General features: G+C 73.8%; 19 protein-coding genes. 14 read left to right on the top strand and 5 right to left on the bottom strand.

Annotated features, from left to right (window positions below):
• Positions 1–334: 334 nt before the first annotated feature.
• From JQN72_RS10585 to JQN72_RS10575, 3 genes are all read right to left on the bottom strand, one after another.
• The gene (locus tag JQN72_RS10585) at positions 335–1,564 is read right to left on the bottom strand and encodes a Dyp-type peroxidase (protein WP_307812608.1); all 1,230 of its coding nucleotides are present in this window, start codon (positions 1,562–1,564) and stop codon (positions 335–337) included.
• A gap of 83 nt (positions 1,565–1,647) precedes the next feature.
• A complete protein-coding gene (locus JQN72_RS10580) occupies positions 1,648–2,295 on the bottom strand; it encodes a copper chaperone PCu(A)C (protein WP_204135152.1) in 648 nt (215 codons plus the stop codon).
• 88 nt (positions 2,296–2,383) lie between these two features.
• Positions 2,384–2,959, bottom strand: coding sequence for a hypothetical protein (locus tag JQN72_RS10575; RefSeq protein WP_204135151.1), 576 nt, complete (start codon positions 2,957–2,959; stop codon positions 2,384–2,386).
• 71 nt (positions 2,960–3,030) lie between these two features.
• Between JQN72_RS10575 and rbfA the strand changes: the two genes are divergently transcribed.
• The 6 genes from rbfA to JQN72_RS10545 all read left to right on the top strand — a co-directional run bounded on the left by rbfA (position 3,031) and on the right by JQN72_RS10545 (position 10,963).
• Complete coding sequence (rbfA, locus tag JQN72_RS10570) at positions 3,031–3,492, top strand: 30S ribosome-binding factor RbfA (protein ID WP_204135150.1); 462 nt, start codon at positions 3,031–3,033, stop codon at positions 3,490–3,492.
• Positions 3,476–4,417, top strand: coding sequence for a tRNA pseudouridine(55) synthase TruB (gene truB, locus JQN72_RS10565; protein WP_204135149.1), 942 nt, complete (start codon positions 3,476–3,478; stop codon positions 4,415–4,417). The genes rbfA and truB overlap by 17 nt, the downstream gene beginning before the upstream one ends.
• A gap of 10 nt (positions 4,418–4,427) precedes the next feature.
• A complete protein-coding gene (locus tag JQN72_RS10560; RefSeq protein ID WP_204135148.1) occupies positions 4,428–5,390 on the top strand; it encodes a bifunctional riboflavin kinase/FAD synthetase in 963 nt (320 codons plus the stop codon).
• Positions 5,391–5,612: 222 nt separating this feature from the next.
• Complete coding sequence (locus JQN72_RS10555; RefSeq protein ID WP_204135147.1) at positions 5,613–7,481, top strand: long-chain fatty acid--CoA ligase; 1,869 nt, start codon at positions 5,613–5,615, stop codon at positions 7,479–7,481.
• 235 nt (positions 7,482–7,716) lie between these two features.
• On the top strand, positions 7,717–9,579 hold the full coding sequence (locus JQN72_RS10550) for a DUF1800 domain-containing protein (RefSeq protein ID WP_204135146.1): 1,863 nt from the start codon (positions 7,717–7,719) through the stop codon (positions 9,577–9,579).
• A gap of 49 nt (positions 9,580–9,628) precedes the next feature.
• Positions 9,629–10,963 carry a DUF1501 domain-containing protein gene (locus tag JQN72_RS10545; protein ID WP_204135145.1) on the top strand — a complete coding sequence of 445 codons (1,335 nt, stop codon included), beginning with the start codon at positions 9,629–9,631 and terminating at the stop codon, positions 10,961–10,963.
• 38 nt (positions 10,964–11,001) lie between these two features.
• Here the strand turns inward: JQN72_RS10545 and JQN72_RS10540 are convergent, their stop codons facing one another.
• Positions 11,002–11,592, bottom strand: a complete 591-nt coding sequence (locus tag JQN72_RS10540) for a protein-L-isoaspartate O-methyltransferase (protein WP_204135144.1) — start codon at positions 11,590–11,592, stop codon at positions 11,002–11,004.
• A 4-nt stretch (positions 11,593–11,596) separates the two neighbouring features.
• Positions 11,597–12,976 (bottom strand): NAD(P)/FAD-dependent oxidoreductase, encoded by a 1,380-nt coding sequence (locus JQN72_RS10535; RefSeq protein WP_204135143.1) that lies wholly within the window; start codon positions 12,974–12,976, stop codon positions 11,597–11,599.
• A 168-nt stretch (positions 12,977–13,144) separates the two neighbouring features.
• Here JQN72_RS10535 and JQN72_RS10530 point away from each other — a divergent pair, with 168 nt between their 5' ends.
• The 8 genes from JQN72_RS10530 (at position 13,145) to obgE (ending at position 22,393) form a co-directional block, all read left to right on the top strand.
• Positions 13,145–13,735, top strand: a complete 591-nt coding sequence (locus JQN72_RS10530) for a DinB family protein (protein ID WP_204135142.1) — start codon at positions 13,145–13,147, stop codon at positions 13,733–13,735.
• Between the two features lie 45 nt (positions 13,736–13,780).
• The gene (locus JQN72_RS10525) at positions 13,781–15,748 is read left to right on the top strand and encodes a TIGR03960 family B12-binding radical SAM protein (protein WP_204135141.1); all 1,968 of its coding nucleotides are present in this window, start codon (positions 13,781–13,783) and stop codon (positions 15,746–15,748) included.
• Between the two features lie 82 nt (positions 15,749–15,830).
• Positions 15,831–16,295, top strand: a complete 465-nt coding sequence (locus JQN72_RS10520; RefSeq protein ID WP_307812604.1) for a GNAT family N-acetyltransferase — start codon at positions 15,831–15,833, stop codon at positions 16,293–16,295.
• 94 nt (positions 16,296–16,389) lie between these two features.
• Positions 16,390–17,148, top strand: coding sequence for a TIGR03936 family radical SAM-associated protein (locus tag JQN72_RS10515; protein WP_204135140.1), 759 nt, complete (start codon positions 16,390–16,392; stop codon positions 17,146–17,148).
• Positions 17,149–17,296: 148 nt separating this feature from the next.
• The gene (locus JQN72_RS10510; protein ID WP_204135139.1) at positions 17,297–20,002 is read left to right on the top strand and encodes an Rne/Rng family ribonuclease; all 2,706 of its coding nucleotides are present in this window, start codon (positions 17,297–17,299) and stop codon (positions 20,000–20,002) included.
• Between the two features lie 156 nt (positions 20,003–20,158).
• A complete protein-coding gene (gene rplU, locus JQN72_RS10505) occupies positions 20,159–20,467 on the top strand; it encodes a 50S ribosomal protein L21 (protein ID WP_204135138.1) in 309 nt (102 codons plus the stop codon).
• A 36-nt stretch (positions 20,468–20,503) separates the two neighbouring features.
• On the top strand, positions 20,504–20,770 hold the full coding sequence (gene rpmA / locus JQN72_RS10500) for a 50S ribosomal protein L27 (protein WP_204135137.1): 267 nt from the start codon (positions 20,504–20,506) through the stop codon (positions 20,768–20,770).
• 99 nt (positions 20,771–20,869) lie between these two features.
• Positions 20,870–22,393: a GTPase ObgE gene (gene obgE / locus JQN72_RS10495; protein WP_204135136.1), complete on the top strand. Its 1,524-nt coding sequence runs from the start codon at positions 20,870–20,872 to the stop codon at positions 22,391–22,393.
• Positions 22,394–22,398: the final 5 nt, after the last annotated feature.

The following is a 22,398-nucleotide window of genomic DNA, read 5'->3' as shown; positions in this document are numbered from 1 at the left end:
GCCGCGCGCCTGAGCGGAGCGAGGGCGCGGCGGTTTCGAGCGCAGCTCGTCTCCCGAGATGCGGCGGGTCCTACGCTCTGCGTGGGCGAAGCCGCGCGCCTGAGCGGAGCGAAGGCGCGGCGGTTTCGAGCGCAGCTCGTCCCCCGAGATGCGGCGGGGCCCATGCAGAGCATGGGACTCGCCACGCGCCCACGTAGAGCGTGGGACCCGTGCGTGGGCGAAGCCGCGCGCCTGAGCGCAGCAACTTTTCGGGGTGACCCCGAACTGTCAGCGAGACCCCGGTTCCGAACCGGGGTCTCGCTGACGTTCCGGGGTGTCGGCCCCGCCCGCCTGGTCAGCCGAGCATCGCCTGACCGAGGATCTCGCCGTCCCGGGCGCCGGGGAGCACGGCGAAGACCGCCGAGCCGACCGGTGTGGTCCACAGGTTGAGCAGGTCGGCCTCGGCGAGGCGCTGCTGCACCGGGACGAGCTGGCGCACCGGGTCGGCCTGGTAGGCGACGAACAGCAGCCCGCTGTTCGACAGGTCGGCGTCCTCCGGGGCGTCGTCGTACGAGTAGGGCCGGCGCAGGAACCGCTCGTGCGGGACGGACGCGTGGGCGCGCCGCATGTGCGCGGCGTCGTCGATCCGGTGGAACCCGAGGTCGTCGGTCGCCGAGAAGTCGGCGGCCGCGTCCACCCCGCCACCGGTGACCGGCCCGCCGTCGTCGAGCCGCCGCCCGATGGCGTTCTCCCGGGTGACCCGGTCGGCACGGTCCCAGCGGTCGAGGTCCATCCGGATCCTCCGGACGACGACCGACGAGCCGCCGCGCAGCCACGACGGAGCACCGGCGCCGGTCCAGAGCAGGTCGGCGTCGATGCCGGTGACGTCCGGCTGCACCGTCCCGTCGACCTGCCCGAAGAGGTTGCGCATCGGGAGCCCGGCACCCTCGAAGGGCTCACGGAAGCCGCGCTGCACCCACCGTGGGCGGACGAGGTCGCCGGCGTCGACGACGAGCCGGCGCTGGGCGTGCGCGACGGTGGTCGGGCTGTCCGAGCACACCTGGAGGAGGAGGTCCGCCTCGCCCCACCGGTCGTCCAGCGCGTCGATCTTCTCGAAGGCCGGGAGCGGTGCCAGCCACGACGGCACCGCCGACCCGGCCGTCTCGACGACCCGGCGACCGACGGCGACCGTCACCGTGAGGGACGCCGGCACGGCCGCGAGCTCGGGCTCGAGGTCGGTGAGCGGCCCGCGTCCGTCCATGAGCCGCTCGATGTCGTCGGTCCACACGGTGAGCAGCCTTCGCACGGCGTCGCGGTCGGTGCCCTCGGCCAGGTCGAGCCCGACGAAGGTCCCGTACGCGGGTGGGGCCTCGATGATCCCGGCCTGGTGCTCCCCGCGGAACGCCCGCCCACGTGCCCGGGCCCGGGTCAGGCGCGGGTCCGGGGGAGGGGGAGCGGACCGCTCGCGGGCGACCGCCGCGGGGGGGGCGGGGGGGGCCCCCCCCCCCCCCCCCCCGCCGCCCCCCCCCCCCCCCCGGGGTGCGGCCCGCTCGCGGGCGACCGCCGCGCCGGCGCTGGTGACCACACCGGCGCCGGCTCCGGCGAGCCCCGAGAGCAGGACGGTGCGACGCCGCGGTGCGGCGTCGCCTGCCTCGCGGGGCCTGGAGGTCACGACGAGGACGGGCTCGGCGCGTAGGACTCCTCGGCGCCGCTGAACGCCCGGACCGGGACGGTGAGCGTGACGTCGCCCGCCGAGGTCTGCAGCGTGATGGTCGCCTCCGACCCGTTGGCCAGCGGCCCGGTGAGGTCCATGAGCATGACGTGGTCACCTCCCGGCTGGAGGGTGAGGTCGCCGCCGGCGGGGACGACGAACCCGTCGGCCTTGGGCTGCATCTGCGTCTCCCCGGAGTCGTTGCGCACCGTCTCGTGCAGCTCGACCGTGCCGGCCACGGGTGTGGACCCGCCCGTGACCGTGACGTCCTCGTCGGACCCGTTGTGCAGCGTGCCGAACATCGCCGTCATCGGCGCGGACATGTCCGCGCCGTGCATGTGGTCTCCGTCGCCGTGCATGTGGTCCCCGTCGGCGGACGGGCTCTCGGAGGGCATGGACATGGTCGGTGACGGGCTCGACATGGCGTCCGTCACCTCCTTGACCCAGCCGTCCTCGAGAGTGAGGGCAGCAGAGCCGGTGGCAGCGGTGTCGGTGCCGCCGGACGGCGACTCGGAGGAACCGCAGGCTGCGACTCCCGTCGCGGTGAGGGCGGCCAGGACCGCCCCGATGGCGACCCGGCGGGTCGTGGGCATGGTGGAACGCATGGATGGTCTCCTGAGCTGGGGGTGGGGCGCGCTGGCGGCGGCCCCGGGTGGTCGGGGGTCGGCGGCGAGCCGGCCCCACGGGACCGGCTCAGATGAGGACGGCGGGTGGCGCGCGGCCACCGACGGGCCGCACCGGGCGTCCGGCGAGCGGACGCGGGGCCGGGGCCGGGGTCGGGCGCCCCACGAACGGGGGGCGGGCCGGGTCCGGGAGAACGGGCAGGAGCGAGGCGACGAGGCGCCAGAGGACGTCCTCGGCCCGGGCGAGCAGCAGCGCGGACACGACGGTGCCGACGACGTGGGCGAGCACCATGGACGTGCCGGGGACGTGGGCGGTGTGCGCGGCCTCCGGCCCGAGCCCCACGGGCACGGCGCCGTGGACGTGCGCCGAGGCCGACCCTCCGCTGGTGGGAGCCATCGCCAGGAGGGCGCCGTGGACGAGCGTCTGGGCGCCGCCGAGGAGGATCAGGAGCGGGAGCGCGCCGAGCCGCCGACGGGTGGCCCACCACGCGACGGGAGCGACGAGTGCGCCGAGGACGAGCCAGGCCGCGACCCCGGGGACGTGGCCGCCGCCGCCACTGTGCGCGGAGACCGCGAGGCCGAGGACGAGCAGCGTCGCGAGCGCCGCACGCGACGCCCGCAGCACTCCGTGTCCTGCCGTCGGCACGGGGTCGATGCTACCCGTCGGCCGCGACTAGGGTGGGCGGGTCCGACGCCCATCGACCGTGAGGAGGAGCCGTGGCCGACGAAGCCCGAGCCCGCCGCGTCGCGGACCGCATCAAGACGGTGACCGCTGCCAACCTGGAGTCGATCGTCAAGGACCCCGACCTCGGGTTCGTCACGGTGACGGACGTCCGGGTCACCGGTGACCTCCAGCACGCCTCGCTCTTCTACACGGTGTTCGGCGACGAGGACCAGCGGGCGAGGACCGCGCGTCTCCTCGAGGAGAACAAGGGCCGGCTGCGCTCGTTCGTCGGCAAGCAGCTCGGCATCCGGCTCACCCCGTCGCTGGAGTTCGTCGCCGACGGCATCCCCGAGAACGCCGCGCACGTCGAGGACCTCCTGCGCGAGGCGCGGGAGCGGGACGCCGAGGTCGCCAAGGCCGCCTCCGGAGCCCGTTACGCCGGTGAGGCCGACCCGTACCGTCACGAGCGCGAGGAGGCGGCGGACGCCGAGGTCCCGGATGCCGGGGAGCGCTGAGCGCCCGGCCGCGGCGCCCACGCCCGACGGGCTGCTCGTCGTCGACAAGCCCACGGGCTGGACGAGCCACGACGTCGTCGCGCGCGCCCGGCGGCTGTGCGCCACCCGCAAGGTCGGCCACGCGGGGACCCTGGACCCGATGGCCACGGGCGTCCTCGTCCTCGGCGTTGGGAGGGCCACCCGGCTGCTCACCCACCTCGTCGGGTGCGACAAGGACTACACCGCCACCGTCCGTCTGGGGCAGGCGACCCTGACCGACGACGCGGAGGGCGAGGTCACCGCCGCGCCCGGTGCGTCCGGCGTGGACCGCGCCGACGTCGAGCGCGCTGTCGCCGCGCTCACCGGTGACATCCAGCAGGTCCCGAGCGCGGTGAGCGCCATCAAGGTCAAGGGGGAGCGGGCCTACCACCGGGTGCGGTCGGGGGAGGACGTCGAGCTCCCGGCCCGTCCGGTCACCGTGTCGCGCTTCGTGGTGGGCGACCTGCGGACCGGCGACGCGGACGGGACGCCGGTCCTCGACGTCGACGTCGAGGTCACCGTCTCGTCCGGTACCTACGTGCGGGCCCTCGCGCGCGACCTCGGGACCGCGGTCGGCAGCGCGGGACACCTCACGGCGCTGCGCCGGACCCGGGTCGGGGGCTTCGGCCCGGACACCGCACATCCGCTCGCCGACCTCGAGGCGCGGCAGGGAGCGCCGATGCCGGTCGTCGCGCTCGCCGAGGCCGCGCGCGCCTCGTTCCTCGGCCGGTCCCTCACCGCCGACGAGGCACGGGCGGTCGGCTTCGGGCAGCGGGTCGTGTCCTCCCGCCCGGGCCACGGACAGCCGGTCGCCGCCTTCGCCCCCGACGGGACGCTCGTGGCGCTGCTCGACGAGTCCGGGGCCCAGGCGCGCTCCCTCGTCGTCTTCGCCCCGGCGAGTTCGTAGAGTGTCCCTCGTGCATCGATGGTCCGACCACACCCGCACGCCCGAGGCCCTGCGCCCGTGCGTCCTCTCCCTCGGCAACTTCGACGGTGTCCACCGTGGCCACAAGGCCGTCCTCGGCGCCCTCGTCGAGGCCGGTGCACGGATGGGCCTGCCGTCGGTCGCCGTCACCTTCGACCCCCACCCCGTCGCGGTGCTCCACCCCGAGAGCGCCCCGGAGCTCATCGCACCGTCCCGGGTCCGGGACGAGCTCATCGCCGAGACGGGGGTCGACGGCCTGCTCGTCATCGACTTCACGGCCGAGTTCGCCCAGCAGAGCCCCGAGGACTTCGTCCGCGAGGTGTTCGTCCGCGGCCTCGACGCCCGGTGCGTCGTCGTCGGGATGGACACCCGGTTCGGCTACCGCAACTCGGGAGACGTGTCGACCCTCGCCGACCTCGGCGAACGGCTCGGGTTCGAGGTCATCGCGCTCGACGACGTCGGTGAGGGGGAGCGGTACTCGTCCACCGTCATCCGCCGTGAGCTGCGCGACGGCGACGTGGCCGAGGCGGCCCGCATCCTCGGCCGCCCGCACCGGGTCGTCGGCGGGGTCGTCCACGGCAACCACCGCGGTCGCGGCCTCGGCTACCCCACGGCCAACCTCGGCCCGGACAGCCTCGGGCTCGTCCCGGCCGAGGGTGTCTACGCCGGCTGGCTGACCCGCCTCGACCGCGAGGACGGCGAGCCGGACCGGACGCTGCCGGCCGCCCTGAGCGTCGGGACGAACCCGACGTTCGACACCGAGGACCGCCGCACCGTGGAGGCCTACGTCCTGGACCGGGACGACCTCGACCTCTACGACGAGACCGTCATGGTCGAGTTCGTCGAGCACATCCGTCCGACGCTGCGCTTCGACAGCGTCGAGGAGCTCACGGCCGCGATGGCCGGGGACGTCGAGCGGTGCCGCGAGCTGCTCGCGAAGATCGTGCCCGCCTGAGCGGGCTCGCACGGCAGGACGACGGGTCGTCAGCCGCCGCGGCACGGGACCGGACCAGGACCTCCTCCCGGCTCGTCGTGGGCGGCTGCACGCCATGCGTACGCGGGCGAGAGGTCCCCGAGGGTCACGATGTCGACTCGCCGGAGGCGAATCGGTTCCCTGCGAGCAGGCGATATGCCAGGATTCCTGCGACCCCGACACCGACGCCGAGGACACCGTCCCATGCAGCCCGTGAGCCCGCAGATCCACTCTCCCGCCGACGAGCCTGTCGACCACGCGGTCCTCGAGAACCGGGCCCGGAGCGTCGCGCACCTCTTCCGCGACCGCGTCGCCGCCTCGGGTGACCGCCCCGCCTTCCTCCACGCCGTCACCACGGCTGCGGGGGACGACTGGGTCACGGTGTCCTGGAACGAGGCCGATGTCGTGGTCCGAGAGCTCGGCGCGGGGCTCGTCGCCCTGGGGGTCGAGGCCGAGGACCGGGTCGCGATCGCCTCGTCCACCCGCTACGAGTGGGCCCTGGCCGATCTCGCGACGATGGTGGCCGGCGCGGCGACGACGACGATCTACCCGACGACCATCGCCGACGACGTCGCGTTCATCCTCGACGACTCCGGGACGAAGGTCGTCTTCGCCGAGAACGCCGAGCAGCTCGAGAAGCTGCGCTCGATCCGGTCCCGCATCCCCGGGGTCCAGCACGTCGTGCTCCTCGAGGGGGAGGCCGACGACGACTGGACGACGACGTTCGAGGCCCTGCGCGAGCTGGGGCGGGCCCGGATCGCCGAGGAACCCGAGGTCATCGACTCCCGGATCGAGGCCATCACCCCCGACCGGCTCGCGACGATCATCTACACGTCGGGCACCACGGGCCGGCCCAAGGGCGTGCGGCTGCGGCACAGCGCCTGGACGTACGAAGGTGCCGCCGTCGAGGCCATCAGCATCCTCTCCGAGGACGACCTGCAGTACCTCTGGCTCCCGCTCGCGCACGTCTTCGGCAAGAACCTCCTCACCCTGCCGCTCCAGATCGGCTTCCCGACCGCCATCGACGGGCGGATCGACAAGATCGTCGAGAACCTCGCCGTCGTGAAGCCCACCTTCATGGGCGCGGCCCCGCGGATCTTCGAGAAGGCCCACGCCCGGATCCACATGATGATGGAGGCGGAGGGCGGTCTGAAGGCCAAGCTGTTCGCGGCCGCGAGCGAGACCGGGCGGCAGGTCAGCATCCTGCGCGAGCAGGGGAAGTCGCCGTCCGGGCTGCTGGCGCGCAAGCACGCGGTCCTCGACAAGCTCGTCGCGACGAAGATCCGCGAGCGCTTCGGTGGCAACGTCCGGTTCTTCATCTCCGGCTCCGCGGCCCTCAACCAGGACGTCGCCCGCTGGTTCGACGGCATGGGGATGCTCGTCGCCGAGGGCTACGGACTGACCGAGACCAGCGCGGCGTCGTTCGTGAACCGGGTCAAGGCCTACCGCTACGGCACGGTCGGGTGGCCGCTGCCGGGCATCGAGGTGCAGATCGCCGAGGACGGCGAGGTGCTCATGCGTGGCCCGGGCAACATGGAGGGCTACCACAACGACCCCGCGGCCACGTCCGAGACGATCGACGCCGAGGGTTGGCTGCACACCGGGGACATCGGCGAGCTCGACGACCGGGGCTTCCTGCGGATCACCGACCGCAAGAAGGACCTCTTCAAGACGAGCGGCGGCAAGTACGTCGCACCCTCGGTCATCGAGTCGACCTTCAAGGGGCTGTGCCCCTACGCGAGCCAGCTCGTCGTCCACGGCGCCGACCGGAACTTCGTCTCGGCCCTCGTGACGCTCGACCCCGACGCCATCGCCGGATGGGCGGCGCAGCACGGGATGGAGGGCCGCTCATACACCGAGGTCGTCACCTCGGACGCGTGCCGAGAGATGGTCCAGGGCTACGTCGACGAGCTCAACGCGGGGCTCAACCGGTGGGAGACGGTCAAAAGGTTCACCATCCTCGAGTCCGACCTCACCGTCGAGAGCGGCGAGCTGACTCCCAGCCTGAAGCTCAAGCGCCGGGTCGTCGCCGACAAGTACAAGCCTCTCCTGGACGCCCACTACGACGGCTGACCCGCGAGGTCGCCCCCTGCCGACGTCGCCCGACGCGCGGCCCTTCGGGGGCGCCCGCAGCGCGGTGCGGAGACGCACGAACTCGCCGCCTGTGTGAGAAACACGGGTCCAGGGTCTTGCGCGCTCGCCGGGTTTCAGTATTTTTGTCCCCCATACCGGCCCGGATGCAGGCTCTCGCACCCGTCCCCGTGCCGGTCGCTCATTTTTCCGTTGGACACGCAGAAGCAGGGTTCTCATGTCCGATCTCGACTCGTCCGCCATGCCCGGAACCGGTGAGGACACCGCGTTCCTCGAGGAGTGGGACGGAGGGCGCCACCGCGCGCCGACGTCCGTCGTGCGCCGCTCGACCATCGGCGCGGGCGCCGCGGCGCTGCTCGGTGCCGGCGCCGTGGGCGTCCATGGGCTGCTCGGCGGCCCGGAGCGCCAGACTGCCGCGGGAGCGCCGGCCCCGGCCCGTCGTCCACCGGGCGGGACCCCCTCACCGTCCACGACCGCGGACAGCACCTCCACCTCCGCGCCGCAGCCCTCGCCGGACCCCACGACCTCGGCGCCACCCGCAGGGCCCGGCGCGGGGACTCCCGCGGACGGCGCGACGACGCCGGACCGCGACGCCAGCTACTCATCGCTGACCGACCCCGTGCCCGGCGACGACGCGCCGGAGGTCGGCAGGCGCAGGGCCGGCCGGCTGGCCCTCCCCGTCGCCGACACCCCTGCCTCCCGTGCCCACGTCGTGCGGCGCGCCGGCCTCTCGTCCGGTGCGCCCGCGGTCGCCGCCGTCAAGGCGGCGGGGCTGGACGGATGGCTCGCCGAGCAGCTCGACCCCTCGCTCGATGACCCCGCCGGCGACCACGTCGCCTCGCTCTTCCCGCTCGCGGGGGCGCCGATCGCCACGGTGCGTGCGCGGGTGAAGGAGTTCTCCTGGGACGCGATGTACCAGACGGGGTACGCCTCGCTCGGCCGGCAGATGTTCAGCGCGCGCGAGGTGTACGAGGCGGTCGTCGACGTCTTCCACAACCTGTTGCAGGTCACCATCCCGAGCGACGGCCTGTGGGCCAGCGGGCCGGACTACGAGGAGCGGGTCATCCGCCGGCACGCGTTCGGCTCGTTCACCGACATGCTGCTCGCCTCGGCCCGGCACCCGGCGATGCTCGTCTACCTCGACAACCGTTCGTCCACGAAGGCGCACGTCAACGAGAACTACGGCCGAGAGCTCCTGGAGCTGCACACGCTCGGCGTGGCGTCCGGCTACTCCGAGTCCGACGTCGTCGACTGCGCCCGGGTGATGTCGGGGCGCCGGATCACCGGCCAGCACGAGTTCGTGTACGAGCCCGAGCACCACGCCACCGGTGCGGTGTCGGTGCTCGGCTGGTCCTCGGCCAACAGCTCCGCCGGTGGCGGCCTGGCGGTCGGCGACGACCTCCTCACCTACCTGGCCCGACACCCCGCCACGGCACGGACGGTCGCGCGGCGGCTGGCCGTCCGCTTCGTCTCCGACACCCCCTCCGACCGCCTCCTCGACGTCCTGTCGCAGTCCTACCTCGACGCCGGCACCCAGATCCTGCCCGTGCTCGAGACGCTCTTCGGGGACGAGGAGTTCTGGTCGTCGACGGGGACCAAGGGGCGCAGACCGGTCGAGGACCTCGCCGGTGTCGTCCGCGCGCTGGGCGTCGACGGCCGCACGGTCACGGCCGGCGCGGTGCGCGACATGTACTGGCAGATGCGTGACCTCGGGCACGCCCCGCTCGCCTGGCCCGCCCCCAACGGCTACCCCGACGTCGCGGCGGCCTGGGCGTCGGCCAGCTCGATGGTGGCCCGCTGGAACCTGCACCGCCGGCTCGTGCGCGGCTGGGTCGACGGCATGGCTCCCCGGAAGGCGCTCGCGGCGGACCTCGCCCCGGCGGACGGTGCCACGAACGCCGAGTGGGTGGCAGCGGTGACCACGCTGCTCACCGGGCGGGCACCCACCGCGAGTACCACGGCGGGTCTCCTCGCCTACCTCGACGCCGCGGCCGACGCCCCGGCCGAGGACCCCCGCGGCACGACGGCGCCCGAGCTCGCGCGTCTCGTCTTCGACTCCCCGTCCTACCTCATCCGCTGACACGGTGCGCGCCGCCCGCCGCGGTGCCCGTCGCCCCAGGAGGCCGTCCGTGAACACCCCGAGCTGGATCCACCCCGAGTGCCCCGACTGGCGCCGCCTCGGGCCCACCGCGCCCGACGCCGCGGTCCGTGCCCTCGCGGACGTCGCCGACGCCGACGAGTTCGCCCGGAAGGACGCCTGGTCACGCGGCTTCAGCCGGCGCCGGCTGCTCGCCGGGGGTCTCGGGGTCGGGGTGGCGAGCTTCGCGCAGCAGCTCGTCACGACGCGCGTGTCGTACGCGGCGGAGGCCACGGGCACCCTCGTCGTCGTGTTCCTCCGGGGAGCCATGGACGGCCTCTCGGTGCTGGTCCCGGCGTCCGACCCGCACCTCGCGTCCGCCCGGCCGGGCATCGCCGTACGCTCCGGCCTGATCCGCCTCGACGACCGCTTCGGGCTGCACCCGGCCCTCGGGGCGCTGCGCCCGCTCGTCGACGCCGGTCGCGTGGGCGCGGTGCACGACGTCTCGACCCCGGACCTGTCGCGCAGCCACTTCCAGGCCCAGGAGTGCCTGGAGCGCGGGGGCTCGACGTCCGCCGACCAGCGGGGCTGGCTCGACCGCGCCCTCGAGCAGTCCGGTCCGGGCACGACCTTCCGGGGCATGTCGGTGACGAACAACCTCACCCGCTCGTTGCTCGGCACCGAGGGCGCCCTGGTCGCGCGCTCGCTCGACGCGTTGACGGTCAAGACCGACAAGGGCATGGCCGAGCGGACGCGGACCGCGCTGGGCCGCCTCTACACCGGGGTCGACCACCCGTTCGCGACCCAGGCGCAGGTGGCGCTCGACGCCGGTGCGCAGCTGGCGTCGATCAAGGAGTCGACGACCGTCTCCGGATCGTTCCCGGACAACCCGTTCGGCCGGGACCTGCAGATGCTCGCCTCGCTCGTCGTGGGCGGTGCGGCGGTGCGGGTCGCGACGGTCGACGTCGGCGGCTGGGACATGCACACCCAGCAGGGCACGGTGGAGTCCGGGGACATGAAGAACGCGCTGACCGGGCTCGGTGGTGGGCTCGCGGCCTTCTTCGACGCCCTCGGGGACAAGGCCTCGACGACGACCGTCGTACTCATGACGGAGTTCGGCCGGCGCGTCCAGCAGAACGCCAGCGGCGGCACCGACCACGGGCACGGGAGCCTCGCTCTCCTCCTCGGCGGTGGGGTGCGCGGGGGAGTGCACGGGCGGTGGGGCGGGCTGGCTCCGGACGCTCTGGCGAGCGGCGACCTGCCGGGAGCCAACGACTTCCGCAACGTCCTCGGCGAGGTCGTCATGAAGCGGATGGGCCTGTCCGCCGCGGAGGCGTCCTCGGTGTTCTCCGGATGGAAGGTCGACGCGCCGGGAGTCATGGCCTGACCGGCCACGTGGTCCCGGAACCGCGGTCCCGGCGGAGGTCAGTCGCTCACCAGCGGGACGAACCGGTAGGTCCCGTGCTCGGTCACTGAGGGCGCCGCCGGGTCGTCGTCCGGCTGCTCGCCTCGCACGACGCGCAGCATCCGGCCTGCCACCGGGACGACGAGCACGCCGCCCGGGGTCAGCTGCGCCACGAGCTCGGTCGGCAGCGTCTCGGCCATCGCCGAGACGAGGATGCGGTTGAAGGGCCCGTCGTCCGGCGCGCCGAGCCTTCCGGGCTGCGCGGACCGGACCGACGCCCAACCGAGCAGTGCACCGCCGACGGCCGCGGCGGCCCGCTCGACGAGCTGGGGGACGCGCTCGACCCCGATGACGACGCCCCCGGAGCCGGTGAGCTCGGCGAGCAGAGCGGTGGTCCAGCCCGAGCCCGCCCCGACGTCGAGGACGCGGTGGCCGGGCCGGACGTCGAGGAGCTCGAGCATCGCACGGACCGTCCGGGGCTGGCTGTTCGTCTGTCCGTACCCGATCGACAACGGGCCGTCGGTGCCGGCCTCGGCCACGACCGCGCGGGGCAGGAAGTGCTCACGGGGGTGCGCCGCGAACGCGATGTCGAGGGCGTCGGGGCCGGGCACCGGATCAGCCGTCGAGGGCGCCCAGCGCGGTCGAGACCGCGCGGTGGAAGGTGGGGAACGCGAGCACCTGCTCGCGCAGGACCGCGGTGGGGACGCGTGCGTGGACGGCCGTCGCGAGCATCGAGAGGACCTCGCCACCGGCCGGCCCCACGGCCGTCGCGCCGACGAGGTGTCCGGCGGCGCGGTCCTCGACGACCTTGACGACCCCCTCACCACCGGGCCCGTGCAGCCATCCGCGGGTGCTCTCCTCGAGGGGCGCGCTCCCGGTCCGGACGTCGAGTCCGGCCTCGCGTGCCTGACGCTCGGTCAGCCCGACCGCACCGACCTCGGGGTCGGTGAAGGTCACGCGGGGGACCGCGTGGTAGCTGGCCCAGGGGCCGTCGCCCCCGGTGAGGTCCCGGACGGCGACCGCCGCCTGGTACATCGACAGGTGGGTGAACGGCCCCTTCGCGGTGATGTCGCCGACGGCCCACAGCCGCTCGCCGGCGCGCATCCGCTCGTCCGTCTCGACCGAACGCGCGGACGGGTCGAGCCCGACGGTCTCGAGGCCGATGTCCGAGAGGTTCGGCCGGCGACCGGCCGCCACGAGCAGGCGGTCGGCGGCGAGGTCCATGGCGGTGCCCCCGGCGTCGGTCACCGAGACGGTGAACCGGCCGTCGGCGTGCGAGACGGACCCCACGCGCGTGCCGGTGAGCACCTGGACGCCGTCGGCGGCGAAGGCCTGCTCGACGACGGCGGAGGCCTCGGGCTCCTCGACGGACAGCACGTGCTCCGCCGCCTCGACGAGCGTGACCCGGGTCCCGAAGCGGGCGAAGGCCTGGGCGAGCTCGGCGCCGATCGCGCCGGCACCCATCACGACGAGCGTCGCCGGGGCCTCGGTGGCCCGCAGCACCTCGCGGTTGGTCCAGTAGGGCGTGTCGGCCAGACCGTCGACGGGTGGTGCGGCCGGAGCGGTCCCGGTGTTGAGGACGACCCCCACGGAGGCGACGAAGCGACGGTCCCCGACCTCGACGACACCGGCACCGGCGAGTCGCCCGTGTCCGCGGACGAACGTGACGCCGGCCTCCTCGAGGCGCCGGACGGCGGCCGTGTCGTCCCAGTCGGACGTCGCCTCGTCCCGGATCCGTCGCGCGACCACGGAGAAGTCCGGGCTCACCTCGGCCGTTCCGGCGAGGGAGCCGACCCGGCGGGCCTCGGCGAGGGCGCCCGCCGCACGGACGACCATCTTGCTCGGGATGCATCCGAAGTACGGGCACTCCCCGCCGACGAGCCGCTCGTCGACGCCGACGACGTCGAGGCCCGCCCGGGACGCTTCGGTGGCCACCGCCTCTCCGCCCGGCCCGAGGCCGAGGACGACGAGGTCGACCTGCTGCTCTGTGCTCATGGGTCCAGCCAAGCACGAAGGCCCAGGTCACGCAGCCGTCCGGCGGAGCTTCGTCACGACCACGACAGGTTCGGGGCGGGGGAGAGCGGCGCCGGCTTCCGGATGTCGGTGCCGAGCGCTACAACAGAGGTGTCGTCGGTGTCCGACCCGCGTCGAGAAGGAGACCCCATGTACCCACCCACGGTCCACGACGAGTCGGAGACCCTCGTCGCGTACGTCGACCAGCAGCTCGACGCGCTACGGGCCGCCCCGTACGGCCTCACCGAGGCCCAGGCCCGCGCCACCCCGTGTCGCAGCGTCCTGTCCGTCGCGGGCATCCTCAAGCACGTCGTCCACGTCATGCGCGGCGCCATCGAGGTCCTCGCCGCGCCCGAGCCGCCGCCCCTCGACCCGTCGGCCTACGCGGAGTACCTCGCCCAGTTCTCGCTCACCGACGACGAGTCCGTCGAGGACGTCCTGACCGCCTTCGACGAGCTGCGGCCCCGCTACCTCGCCGCCCTCGCCGCGGCAGACCCCGGGGCGGAGCGGCTCGCCCCGGCCGCGCCCTGGTACGGCATCCACGAGGCACTCCCCATCCACGCGAGGTACTACCTCGGCCACCAGGTCGAGGAGCTGGCCCGGCACGCGGGGCACGCCGACATCATCCGTGAGCAGGTCGACGGCATGGCCGTGCCGGCCCTGGTCATGAGTATGGCCGGCATGCCCGCCAACCAGTTCTTCGAGCCCTACGTCCCGGCCGAGGGAACCATCGGGGCGTGACTCGCGCCGTTTGGGTGCGCGCCGGGACGCACCTACTCTTGAGGGATGCCCGGTCGGTCCGTCTTCCCCGCCCTCGAGCCGCTGCTCGAGCAGGTCGGCAAGCCCGTCCAGTACGTCGGCGGCGAGCTCAACTCGACGGTCAAGCCCTGGGACGTCGCCGGGGACGGGACTGTCCGCTGGTCGCTCATGTACCCCGACGCCTACGAGGTCGGCGTGCCGAACCAGGGCGTCATGATCCTCTACGAGGTGCTCAACGAGCGCCCGGACGCGCTCGCCGAGCGCACCTACGCCGTGTGGCCGGACCTCGAGGCGCTGATGCGCGAGCACGGCGTCCCCCAGTTCACCGTCGACGCCCACCGTCCGGTCGGGGACTTCGACCTGCTCGGCGTCTCCTTCTCCACCGAGCTCGGCTACACCAACCTGCTCACCGCGCTCGACCTCGCCGGCATCCCGCTGCACGCGGCGGACCGTGACGAGTCGCATCCGGTGGTCGTCGCCGGCGGGCACGCCGCGTTCAACCCCGAGCCGGTCGCCGACTTCGTCGACGCCGCGGTCGTCGGCGACGGCGAGGAGGCCGTGCTCGCGGTCACCGACATCGTCCGGGACTGGAAGGGCGAGGGTCGCCCGGGCGGCCGCGACGAGCTGCTTCTGCGCCTGGCCCGTACCGGCGGCGTGTACGTCCCGCGCTTCTACGACGTCACCTACCTGCCGGACGGCCGCATCCGGCGTGTCGCTCCGAACCGGCCGGGGGTGCCGTGGCGGGTCAGCAAGCACACCGTCATGGACCTCGACGCGTGGCCGTACCCGAAGCAGCCGCTCGTGCCGCTCGCCGAGTCGGTGCACGAGCGGATGTCGGTCGAGATCTTCCGCGGCTGCACCCGCGGCTGCCGGTTCTGCCAGGCCGGGATGATCACCCGGCCGGTGCGCGAGCGGTCCATCACCGGGATCGGCGAGATGGTCGAGCAGGGCCTGTCGGCCACCGGGTTCGAGGAGGTCGGGCTGCTGTCGCTGTCCTCGGCCGACCACAGCGAGATCGCCCAGGTGACCAAGGGGCTGGCCGACCGCTACGAGGGAACGAACACCGGGCTGTCGCTCCCGTCGACCCGCGTCGACGCGTTCAACATCGACCTGGCCAACGAGCTGACCCGGAACGGGCGCCGGTCGGGCCTGACCTTCGCCCCCGAGGGCGGCTCGGAGCGCATCCGCAAGGTCATCAACAAGATGGTCAGCGAGGACGACCTCATCCGGACCGTCTCGGCCGCGTACGGCGCGGGCTGGCGGCAGGTCAAGCTCTACTTCATGTGCGGCCTGCCCACCGAGACCGACGAGGACGTCCTCCAGATCGCCGAGCTCGCCAAGCGGGTCATCGAGACCGGTCGTGAGGTCAGCGGCCGCCGGGACATCCGCTGCACCGTGTCCATCGGAGGCTTCGTGCCCAAGCCGCACACGCCGTTCCAGTGGGCGGCCCAGCTCGGCGCCGACGCCACCGACGCCCGGCTCGAGAGGCTGCGCGAGGCCATCCGCTCCGACCGTCGCTACGGGTCGTCCATCGGCTTCCGCTACCACGACGGCAAGCCGGGCATCGTCGAGGGCCTGCTGTCCCGCGGCGACCGCCGGGTCGGCCGGGTCATCGAGGCCGTGTGGCGCGGCGGCGGCCGGTTCGACGGCTGGTCCGAGCACTTCTCCTACGACGCATGGATGGCCGCGTGCGCCGCGGAGCTGCCGGCGTTCGGCCTGGACGTCGACTGGTACACCACACGCGAGCGCGATGAGGCCGAGGTCCTGCCCTGGGACCACATCGACTCCGGGCTCGACAAGGAGTGGCTCTGGCAGGACTGGCTCGACGCCCTCGACGAGACCGAGGTCGAGGACTGCCGCTGGACGCCGTGTTTCGACTGTGGCGTCTGCCCGCAGATGGGGACCGAGATCGAGATCGGACCCACCGGCAAGACGCTGCTCCCACTCACCGTCCTCGGCTCCGGCCGCGAGCGGATGGCCGAGCACACCTCCTGACCGCGCGCCCCACCCGCGTGGACATTTCGGGGTGTCGGGGGACGAGCGGCCGGACCGGCGGGCGACGGCTAGGGTGCCGGACGTGCCCGAGAAGTATCGGGTCGAGCGGCTCGACCCCGCTCGTCCGCAGGCCCTTGCCGAGCTCGCCGCGATGCGCACCGCGTGGATGCTCGAGCAGGACGACGCCGCCGAGGACGGCTTCGTCGACCGGCTCGGCGCCTGGTGGCGGCAGCAGGGTGGCGCCCGACACGCCTGGGTGGTCCGCGCCCCGGCCGGTGAGCCCGTGGGGATGGCCAACCTCCAGGTCTTCGACCGGATGCCGCGCCCCGGCCGCCCGGACACCCGGTGGGCCTACGTCGCGAACGTCTGGACCGACCCCGCGCACCGCCGGCGAGGCGTCGGCCGCCTCCTCGTGGACGCTCTGCTCGACTGGTGCCGGTCGCAGGGGATGGTCCGCGTCGTGATCAACCCCAGCGAGGTCTCGGTCCCGCTCTACCGCGCCGTCGGCTTCGTCGACGCTGCCGACCTCATGCGCCTCGACCTCTGAGCCCTCACGCGCGGCGCTGTCGTGTGCAGACCGTCCCACGGGGGCCGGACGGTGACGATTGGGCCCGCGCCCGGGGCGCTCCTAGGCTGACGGCATGGCCCGCCAGCGCACCCCCGAGGGACCACCGCCACCCCCTGCGGTCCAGAAGCTGCGCATCCGGTACGCCAAGCGCGGCCGGCTGCGGTTCTCCTCGACGCGGGACTTCTCCCGGGCGCTGGAGCGCGCGCTGCGCCGGGCCGGGGTCCCGATGGCGTACTCCGCCGGCTTCCACCCCCATCCGCTCATCTCGTACGCGAACGCGGCTCCCACCGGCACCGCCAGCGAGGCCGAGTACTTCGAGATCCGGGTCGCCGAACGCGTCGACCCCGAGGCCCTGCGCGCGGCCCTCGACGAGGCGCTGCCCCAGGACCTCGCCGTCGTCGAGGTCGTCGAGGCCGGTCCGGGGTCGCTCGCCGACCGCCTCGAGGCGAGCGAGTGGCGGCTCGTCGTCCGGGGTGCCGACCCGGCCGAGGTCGAGCGCGCCGTGACCGCCTACCTCGCCGTCGACCGGGCCGAGACGACGCGCACGTTCAAGCGCGGGCCGAAGACGTTCGACACGCGCGAACCGGTGCTCCGGATGCAGGTGACCGGGGTCGACGACGACGGATGTGCGATACTGCGGATGGTCGTACGGCACACCACACCGTCCGTACGCCCCGACGACATCCTGACCGCACTCCACGCGGTCACCGGCTTCGGCCCCCCGGTCCCACCCCTGGTGACCAGGATGGCTCAAGGCCTTCTGACCGCGGATGCTGACGGGGTGGCCGACCCGTTGGCCACCGACCGGGAGGCTGTCGGCCCCGGAGGGTGACGCGCCGCCCGCGCGAGCCGTCCCGGGGTAGCTGCTGACTTCCGTGTGGGGTTCGCCCACACGATGCGATCGCACACCGCGGTCGGTGCGGCTCCGCCTCCGGCGGACCGGTGTGGGCACCGGCCGTCGGGTGACGAAAGGGGCCATCATGGCTTCCGAGAACGACACTGCGACCCCCGAGGCCGCCGAACCCACCACGTCCGCTCCTGCGGCCTCACCGGCGGACAGCGACGACAAGTCCACGGCTCCGAAGAAGGCCACGCGAAAGCGGGCGTCGAAGAAGGCCGACCCTGCCCCGGAGCCGGACGCGGCCGACGGCTCCGAGAAGCCGGACGACCCCGCGACGGCCGACCAGCCCGCGAAGGCCAAGCGGTCCGGCAGGAGGAGCAAGGCCGCCGAGGTCGACGGGTCCGCCGCGCAGGACAGCGCCGCCGCCGACCCGGCTCCGGAGGGCTCCGTCGACTCCACCGGTGAGGCGACCGGTGCCGGCACCTCGTTCGGGCTGCTGTTCCAGGCTCCGGAGCCCACGGTCGCCCCACGCCGCCGCCGGGCCAGCGCGCCGGCGCAGGCCCCTGCCGAGCGGCCTGCCGACGTCGCCCCGGCCGAGGCGCCCGAGACCGCGTCGTCCGATGCGGACGACACCGGCGACGGCGGGGAGGCCGGAGACGGCGACGGGGGGTCGCGCCGCCGGCGCCGGGGTGGTCGAGGCCGCCGCGGTCGCGGCAAGGGTGACGACGACCAGACCGGCTCGTCCGGTGACGACGCCTCGGCCGACGCCGGCGACGGCAAGGGCAAGACCGACGCCACGGGCAGGGGCGACGGCGAGAGCGGCACGAGCGAGGGGTCCACGGACGACTCCGGCGACGACGGCGAGAGCTCGTCGAGCCGTCGTCGGCGCCGGCGCCGCCGCGGGTCCTCGGGCGCCGACGGCGACGACCCGCCCGGCACCGTCACCAAGGTGCGTCAGCCACGCTCCGGCCGTGACGAGCCCACGGCCGTCAAGGGCTCGACCCGCCTCGAGGCGAAGAAGCAGCGGCGTCGTGAGGGTCGCGAGGCCGGCCGTCGGCGCACGGTCATCACCGAGGCCGAGTTCCTGGCCCGCCGCGAGAGCGTCGAGCGTTCGATGGTCGTCCGGGACCGCGACGGCCGGACCCAGATCGGCGTCCTCGAGGACGGCGTGCTCGTCGAGCACTACGTCTCGCGCGAGACGACCGCCTCGATGGCGGGCAACGTCTACCTCGGCCGGGTCCAGAACGTCCTGCCGTCGATGGAGGCCGCGTTCGTCGACATCGGCAAGGGCCGCAACGCCGTGCTCTACGCGGGTGAGGTCAACTGGGACGCCGCGGGCCTCGAGGGCGGCCAGGCGAAGCGCATCGAGAACGCCCTCTCCTCCGGCGACACGGTCCTGGTCCAGGTGACCAAGGACCCGATCGGCCACAAGGGGGCCCGGCTCACCTCGCAGATCTCGCTGCCGGGCCGCTACGTCGTCTACGTGCCCGAGGGCTCGATGACGGGGATCTCCCGCAAGCTGCCCGACACCGAGCGCGCCCGGCTCAAGGCCATCCTCAAGGAGGTCGTGCCCGACGGCGCCGGCGTCATCGTGCGCACCGCCGCCGAGGGGGCCTCGGAGGATGAGCTCAAGGCCGACGTCGAGCGCCTCACGAAGCAGTGGGACCGGATCAGGAGCAAGGCCGACAAGGCCTCGTCGAAGAAGTCCGGCAGCGGGGGAGCGCCGGCGCTGCTGCACGGCGAGCCCGACCTCACCATCCGGGTCATCCGCGACGTCTTCACCGAGGACTTCGCCTCGCTCGTCGTCTCCGGCGACAAGGCGTGGGGCGAGGTCAGCGAGTACGTCGAGGACGTCGCCCCCGACCTCGCCCAGCGGCTCACCCGCTGGACCGACGAGCAGGACGTCTTCGCCGCACACCGGATCGACGAGCAGATCGCCAAGGCGATGGACCGCAAGGTCTGGTTGCCCTCGGGTGGCTCGCTCGTCATCGACCGCACCGAGGCGATGACCGTCGTCGACGTCAACACCGGCAAGTTCGTCGGCTCCGGGGGCAACCTCGAGGAGACGGTGACGAAGAACAACCTCGAGGCCGCCGAGGAGATCGTCCGCCAGCTCCGGTTGCGCGACATCGGCGGCATCATCGTCATCGACTTCATCGACATGGTCCTGGAGTCCAACCGCGACCTCGTCGTCCGGCGCCTCCTCGAGTGCCTGGGCCGGGACCGCACGAAGCACCAGGTCGCCGAGGTCACCTCGCTCGGCCTGGTCCAGATGACCCGCAAGCGGGTCGGCTCGGGCCTCATCGAGGTCTTCTCCGAGCCCTGCGAGCACTGCAGCGGGCGCGGCATCGTCGTCCACGCCGAGCCGGTCGAGCGCAGCTCCGGCAGCGGCGACGGCGGGTCCGGCCGGTCCCGGGGGCGCCGTGGTGGCCGTGCGGGCGGCCAGGAGGACGGCGCGTCGAGCGCTGCGAGCGACGACAAGCAGCAGAACGGGCCCACCGCTGCGCAGATCGCGGCCGCCGCCCACGCCGCGGCGCTCAAGCACACCGACCACGATGTCGCGGCCGACGACGTGGCCGTCGAGCTCGAGGACGGCGCCGACGTCTCCGCCCCGGCCCCGCCGGAGGACGACACGCCTCCCGCTCCCGACGCGCCGGCGCCCACCCAGGACGCCGCGGCGGACGAGACCACCCGGGCCGCTACCGAGGAGGCCTCGGTGGAGGAGGCGCCGGCCCGCCCACGCCGGCGTCGCGGACGCGTCGTCGCCCCGGCAGGACCGCCCACGGCGGCCGAGCCGTCGCCCGCCGACGAGGCCGGCCCGGAGACGTCCGACCAGGTGGGCTGACCGCCCCCGGCGAGGCTACGGCGATTTGGCCGCCCGCCCTCGCCGCCGGTAGGCTTCGACGTCGGTGCGCCCACCGCGTCGGTGTCCCGTGTCGTCCACGGGGTCGCGACCGGCCGGTCACGAGCGAGCGCGCCCGAACAGGAAGTGAGTACGAACGTGTACGCGATTGTGCGCGCAGGCGGTCGCCAGGAGAAGGTCTCCGTGGGCGACACCCTGCTCATCGACAAGCAGACCGGTGAGGCCGGCGACAAGATCCAGCTCCAGCCGCTGCTCGTGGTCGACGGCGGAACCGTGACCAGCGACGCGAGCAAGCTCGCGAAGGTCACCGTCACCGCCGAGGTCGTCAAGCCCGCCAAGGGCCCGAAGATCACGATCCTCAAGTACAAGAACAAGACCGGCTACCGGAAGCGCCAGGGCCACCGTCAGCCGCTCACCCAGGTCAAGATCACCGCGATCGACGCCTGAGCCCACGCTCGGACCTCACGAACAGGACTTTCTGACATGGCACACAAGAAGGGCGCGTCCTCGACCCGGAACGGTCGCGACTCGAACGCGCAGTACCTCGGCGTCAAGCGCTACGGCGGCCAGGTCGTCAAGGCCGGCGAGATCCTCGTCCGCCAGCGCGGCACCCACTTCCACCCGGGCGACGGTGTCGGCCGCGGTGGCGACGACACCCTCTTCGCGCTCGTCGCGGGCGCCGTCGAGTTCGGCAGCAAGCGCGGCCGCAAGGTCGTCAACGTCGTCCCGGCGGGTGCCGCCGCCGAGTGACGCGCCGCCGGGCCACCGCCCGGCACCACGCACCACGGTGAGGGGCGGGCCGCGATCGGCCCGCCCCTCACGCATCCCACGACCCGAGGAGCAGAACCGATGGCGACCTTCGTCGACCGTGTCGTCCTCCACGTCTCCGCCGGGAACGGCGGGCACGGGGTCGCCTCGGTGCGCCGCGAGAAGTTCAAGCCGCTCGGCGGGCCCGACGGTGGCAACGGCGGACGCGGCGGCTCGGTCGTCCTCGCGGTCGACCCGCAGGCCACGACGCTCCTCGACTACCACCACAGCCCGCACCGCAAGGCCGAGAACGGGGCCCCGGGCGCCGGCGACGAGCGTAACGGTGCCGACGGCTCCGACCTCGTCCTCCCCGTGCCCGAGGGCACGGTCGTCAAGGACGCCCACGGCGAGGTCCTGGCCGACCTCGTCGGTTCCGGCACGACGTTCACCGTGGCCCGCGGCGGTCGTGGCGGGTTGGGCAACAAGGCGCTGGCGAGCCCGCGCCGCAAGGCTCCCGGCTTCGCGCTCCTCGGCGAGCCGGGGGAGGGGCAGGACGTCGTCCTCGAGCTCAAGTCCCTCGCGGACGTCGCGCTCATCGGGTTCCCGAGCGCCGGCAAGTCCTCGCTCGTGTCGGTCCTGTCGGCCGCGAAGCCGAAGATCGCCGACTACCCGTTCACGACGCTCGTCCCGAACCTCGGCGTCGTGACCGCCGGCAACGAGCGCTACACCGTCGCCGACGTGCCCGGCCTCATCCCGGGGGCGAGCGAGGGCAAGGGCCTCGGCCTGGAGTTCCTCCGGCACGTCGAGCGCTGCTCGGTCCTCGTCCACGTCGTCGACTGCGCGACGCTCGAGCCGGGCCGTGACCCACTCACCGACCTCGACGTCATCGAGGCCGAGCTCGCGGCGTACGTCACCGACGACAGCCTCGGCGGGCGCCCGCTGTCCGAGCGGACCCGCATCGTGGTCCTCAACAAGGCCGACGTCCCCGAGGCCCGAGAGCTCGCGGAGATGGTCGTGCCGATGCTCGAGGAGAAGGGGCTGGAGGTCCACGTCGTCTCTGCCGTCGCCCACGTCGGGCTCAAGGAGCTCACCTTCGCCCTGTCCCGGCGCGTCGCCGAGGCCCGGGCGCAGACCGAGGCGGACGCCCCTCCGCCGCCCCGCGTCGTCCTGCGGCCGCGTGCGGTCGACGACAGCGGCTTCCACGTCCGTCGCGAGAGCACGCCCGAGGGGGAGGCGTTCCGGGTGATCGGCGAGCGTCCCACGCGCTGGGTGCGCCAGACCGACTTCAGCAACGACGAGGCCGTCGGCTATCTCGCCGACCGGCTGGCCCGGCTCGGCGTCGAGGAGGCTCTCCTCGAGGCCGGCGCCGTCGCGGGCTCGACCGTGCTCATCGGGCCCGAGGACGACGCCGTCGTCTTCGACTGGGAGCCGACGATGGCCGGCGGTGCCGAGCTGCTGTCCGGCCCCCGCGGGACCGACGTCCGGTTCGAGGACTCCGGACGCAAGACCCGGGCCGAGAAGCGTGACGAGTTCCACGCCCGCAAGGACGCCGCCACGGCCGCCCGGGACGAGCTCGCCGCCGAGCGCCGTGCCGGGCACTGGTCGAGCGTGGCGGACGAGGACTGAGGCCG

The organism is Phycicoccus sp. CSK15P-2, assembly GCF_016888005.1.
Taxonomy (GTDB): Bacteria; Actinomycetota; Actinomycetes; order Actinomycetales; family Dermatophilaceae; genus Phycicoccus.
This window is presented reverse-complemented; position numbering and strand designations above follow the sequence as displayed.

Excerpts from the sequence above, each read along its gene's own strand:
- JQN72_RS10580 (WP_204135152.1), bottom strand. The coding sequence starts at position 2,295 with ATGCGTTCCACCATGCCCACGACCCGCCGGGTCGCCATCGGGGCGGTC.
- truB (WP_204135149.1), top strand. The coding sequence starts at position 3,476 with ATGCCGGGGAGCGCTGAGCGCCCGGCCGCGGCGCCCACGCCCGACGGG.
- JQN72_RS10555 (WP_204135147.1), top strand. The coding sequence starts at position 5,613 with ATGCAGCCCGTGAGCCCGCAGATCCACTCTCCCGCCGACGAGCCTGTC.
- JQN72_RS10550 (WP_204135146.1), top strand. The coding sequence starts at position 7,717 with ATGTCCGATCTCGACTCGTCCGCCATGCCCGGAACCGGTGAGGACACC.
- JQN72_RS10535 (WP_204135143.1), bottom strand. The coding sequence starts at position 12,976 with ATGAGCACAGAGCAGCAGGTCGACCTCGTCGTCCTCGGCCTCGGGCCG.
- JQN72_RS10530 (WP_204135142.1), top strand. The coding sequence starts at position 13,145 with ATGTACCCACCCACGGTCCACGACGAGTCGGAGACCCTCGTCGCGTAC.
- JQN72_RS10525 (WP_204135141.1), top strand. The coding sequence starts at position 13,781 with ATGCCCGGTCGGTCCGTCTTCCCCGCCCTCGAGCCGCTGCTCGAGCAG.
- JQN72_RS10515 (WP_204135140.1), top strand. The coding sequence starts at position 16,390 with ATGGCCCGCCAGCGCACCCCCGAGGGACCACCGCCACCCCCTGCGGTC.
- JQN72_RS10510 (WP_204135139.1), top strand. The coding sequence starts at position 17,297 with ATGGCTTCCGAGAACGACACTGCGACCCCCGAGGCCGCCGAACCCACC.
- rpmA (WP_204135137.1), top strand. The coding sequence starts at position 20,504 with ATGGCACACAAGAAGGGCGCGTCCTCGACCCGGAACGGTCGCGACTCG.
- obgE (WP_204135136.1), top strand. The coding sequence starts at position 20,870 with ATGGCGACCTTCGTCGACCGTGTCGTCCTCCACGTCTCCGCCGGGAAC.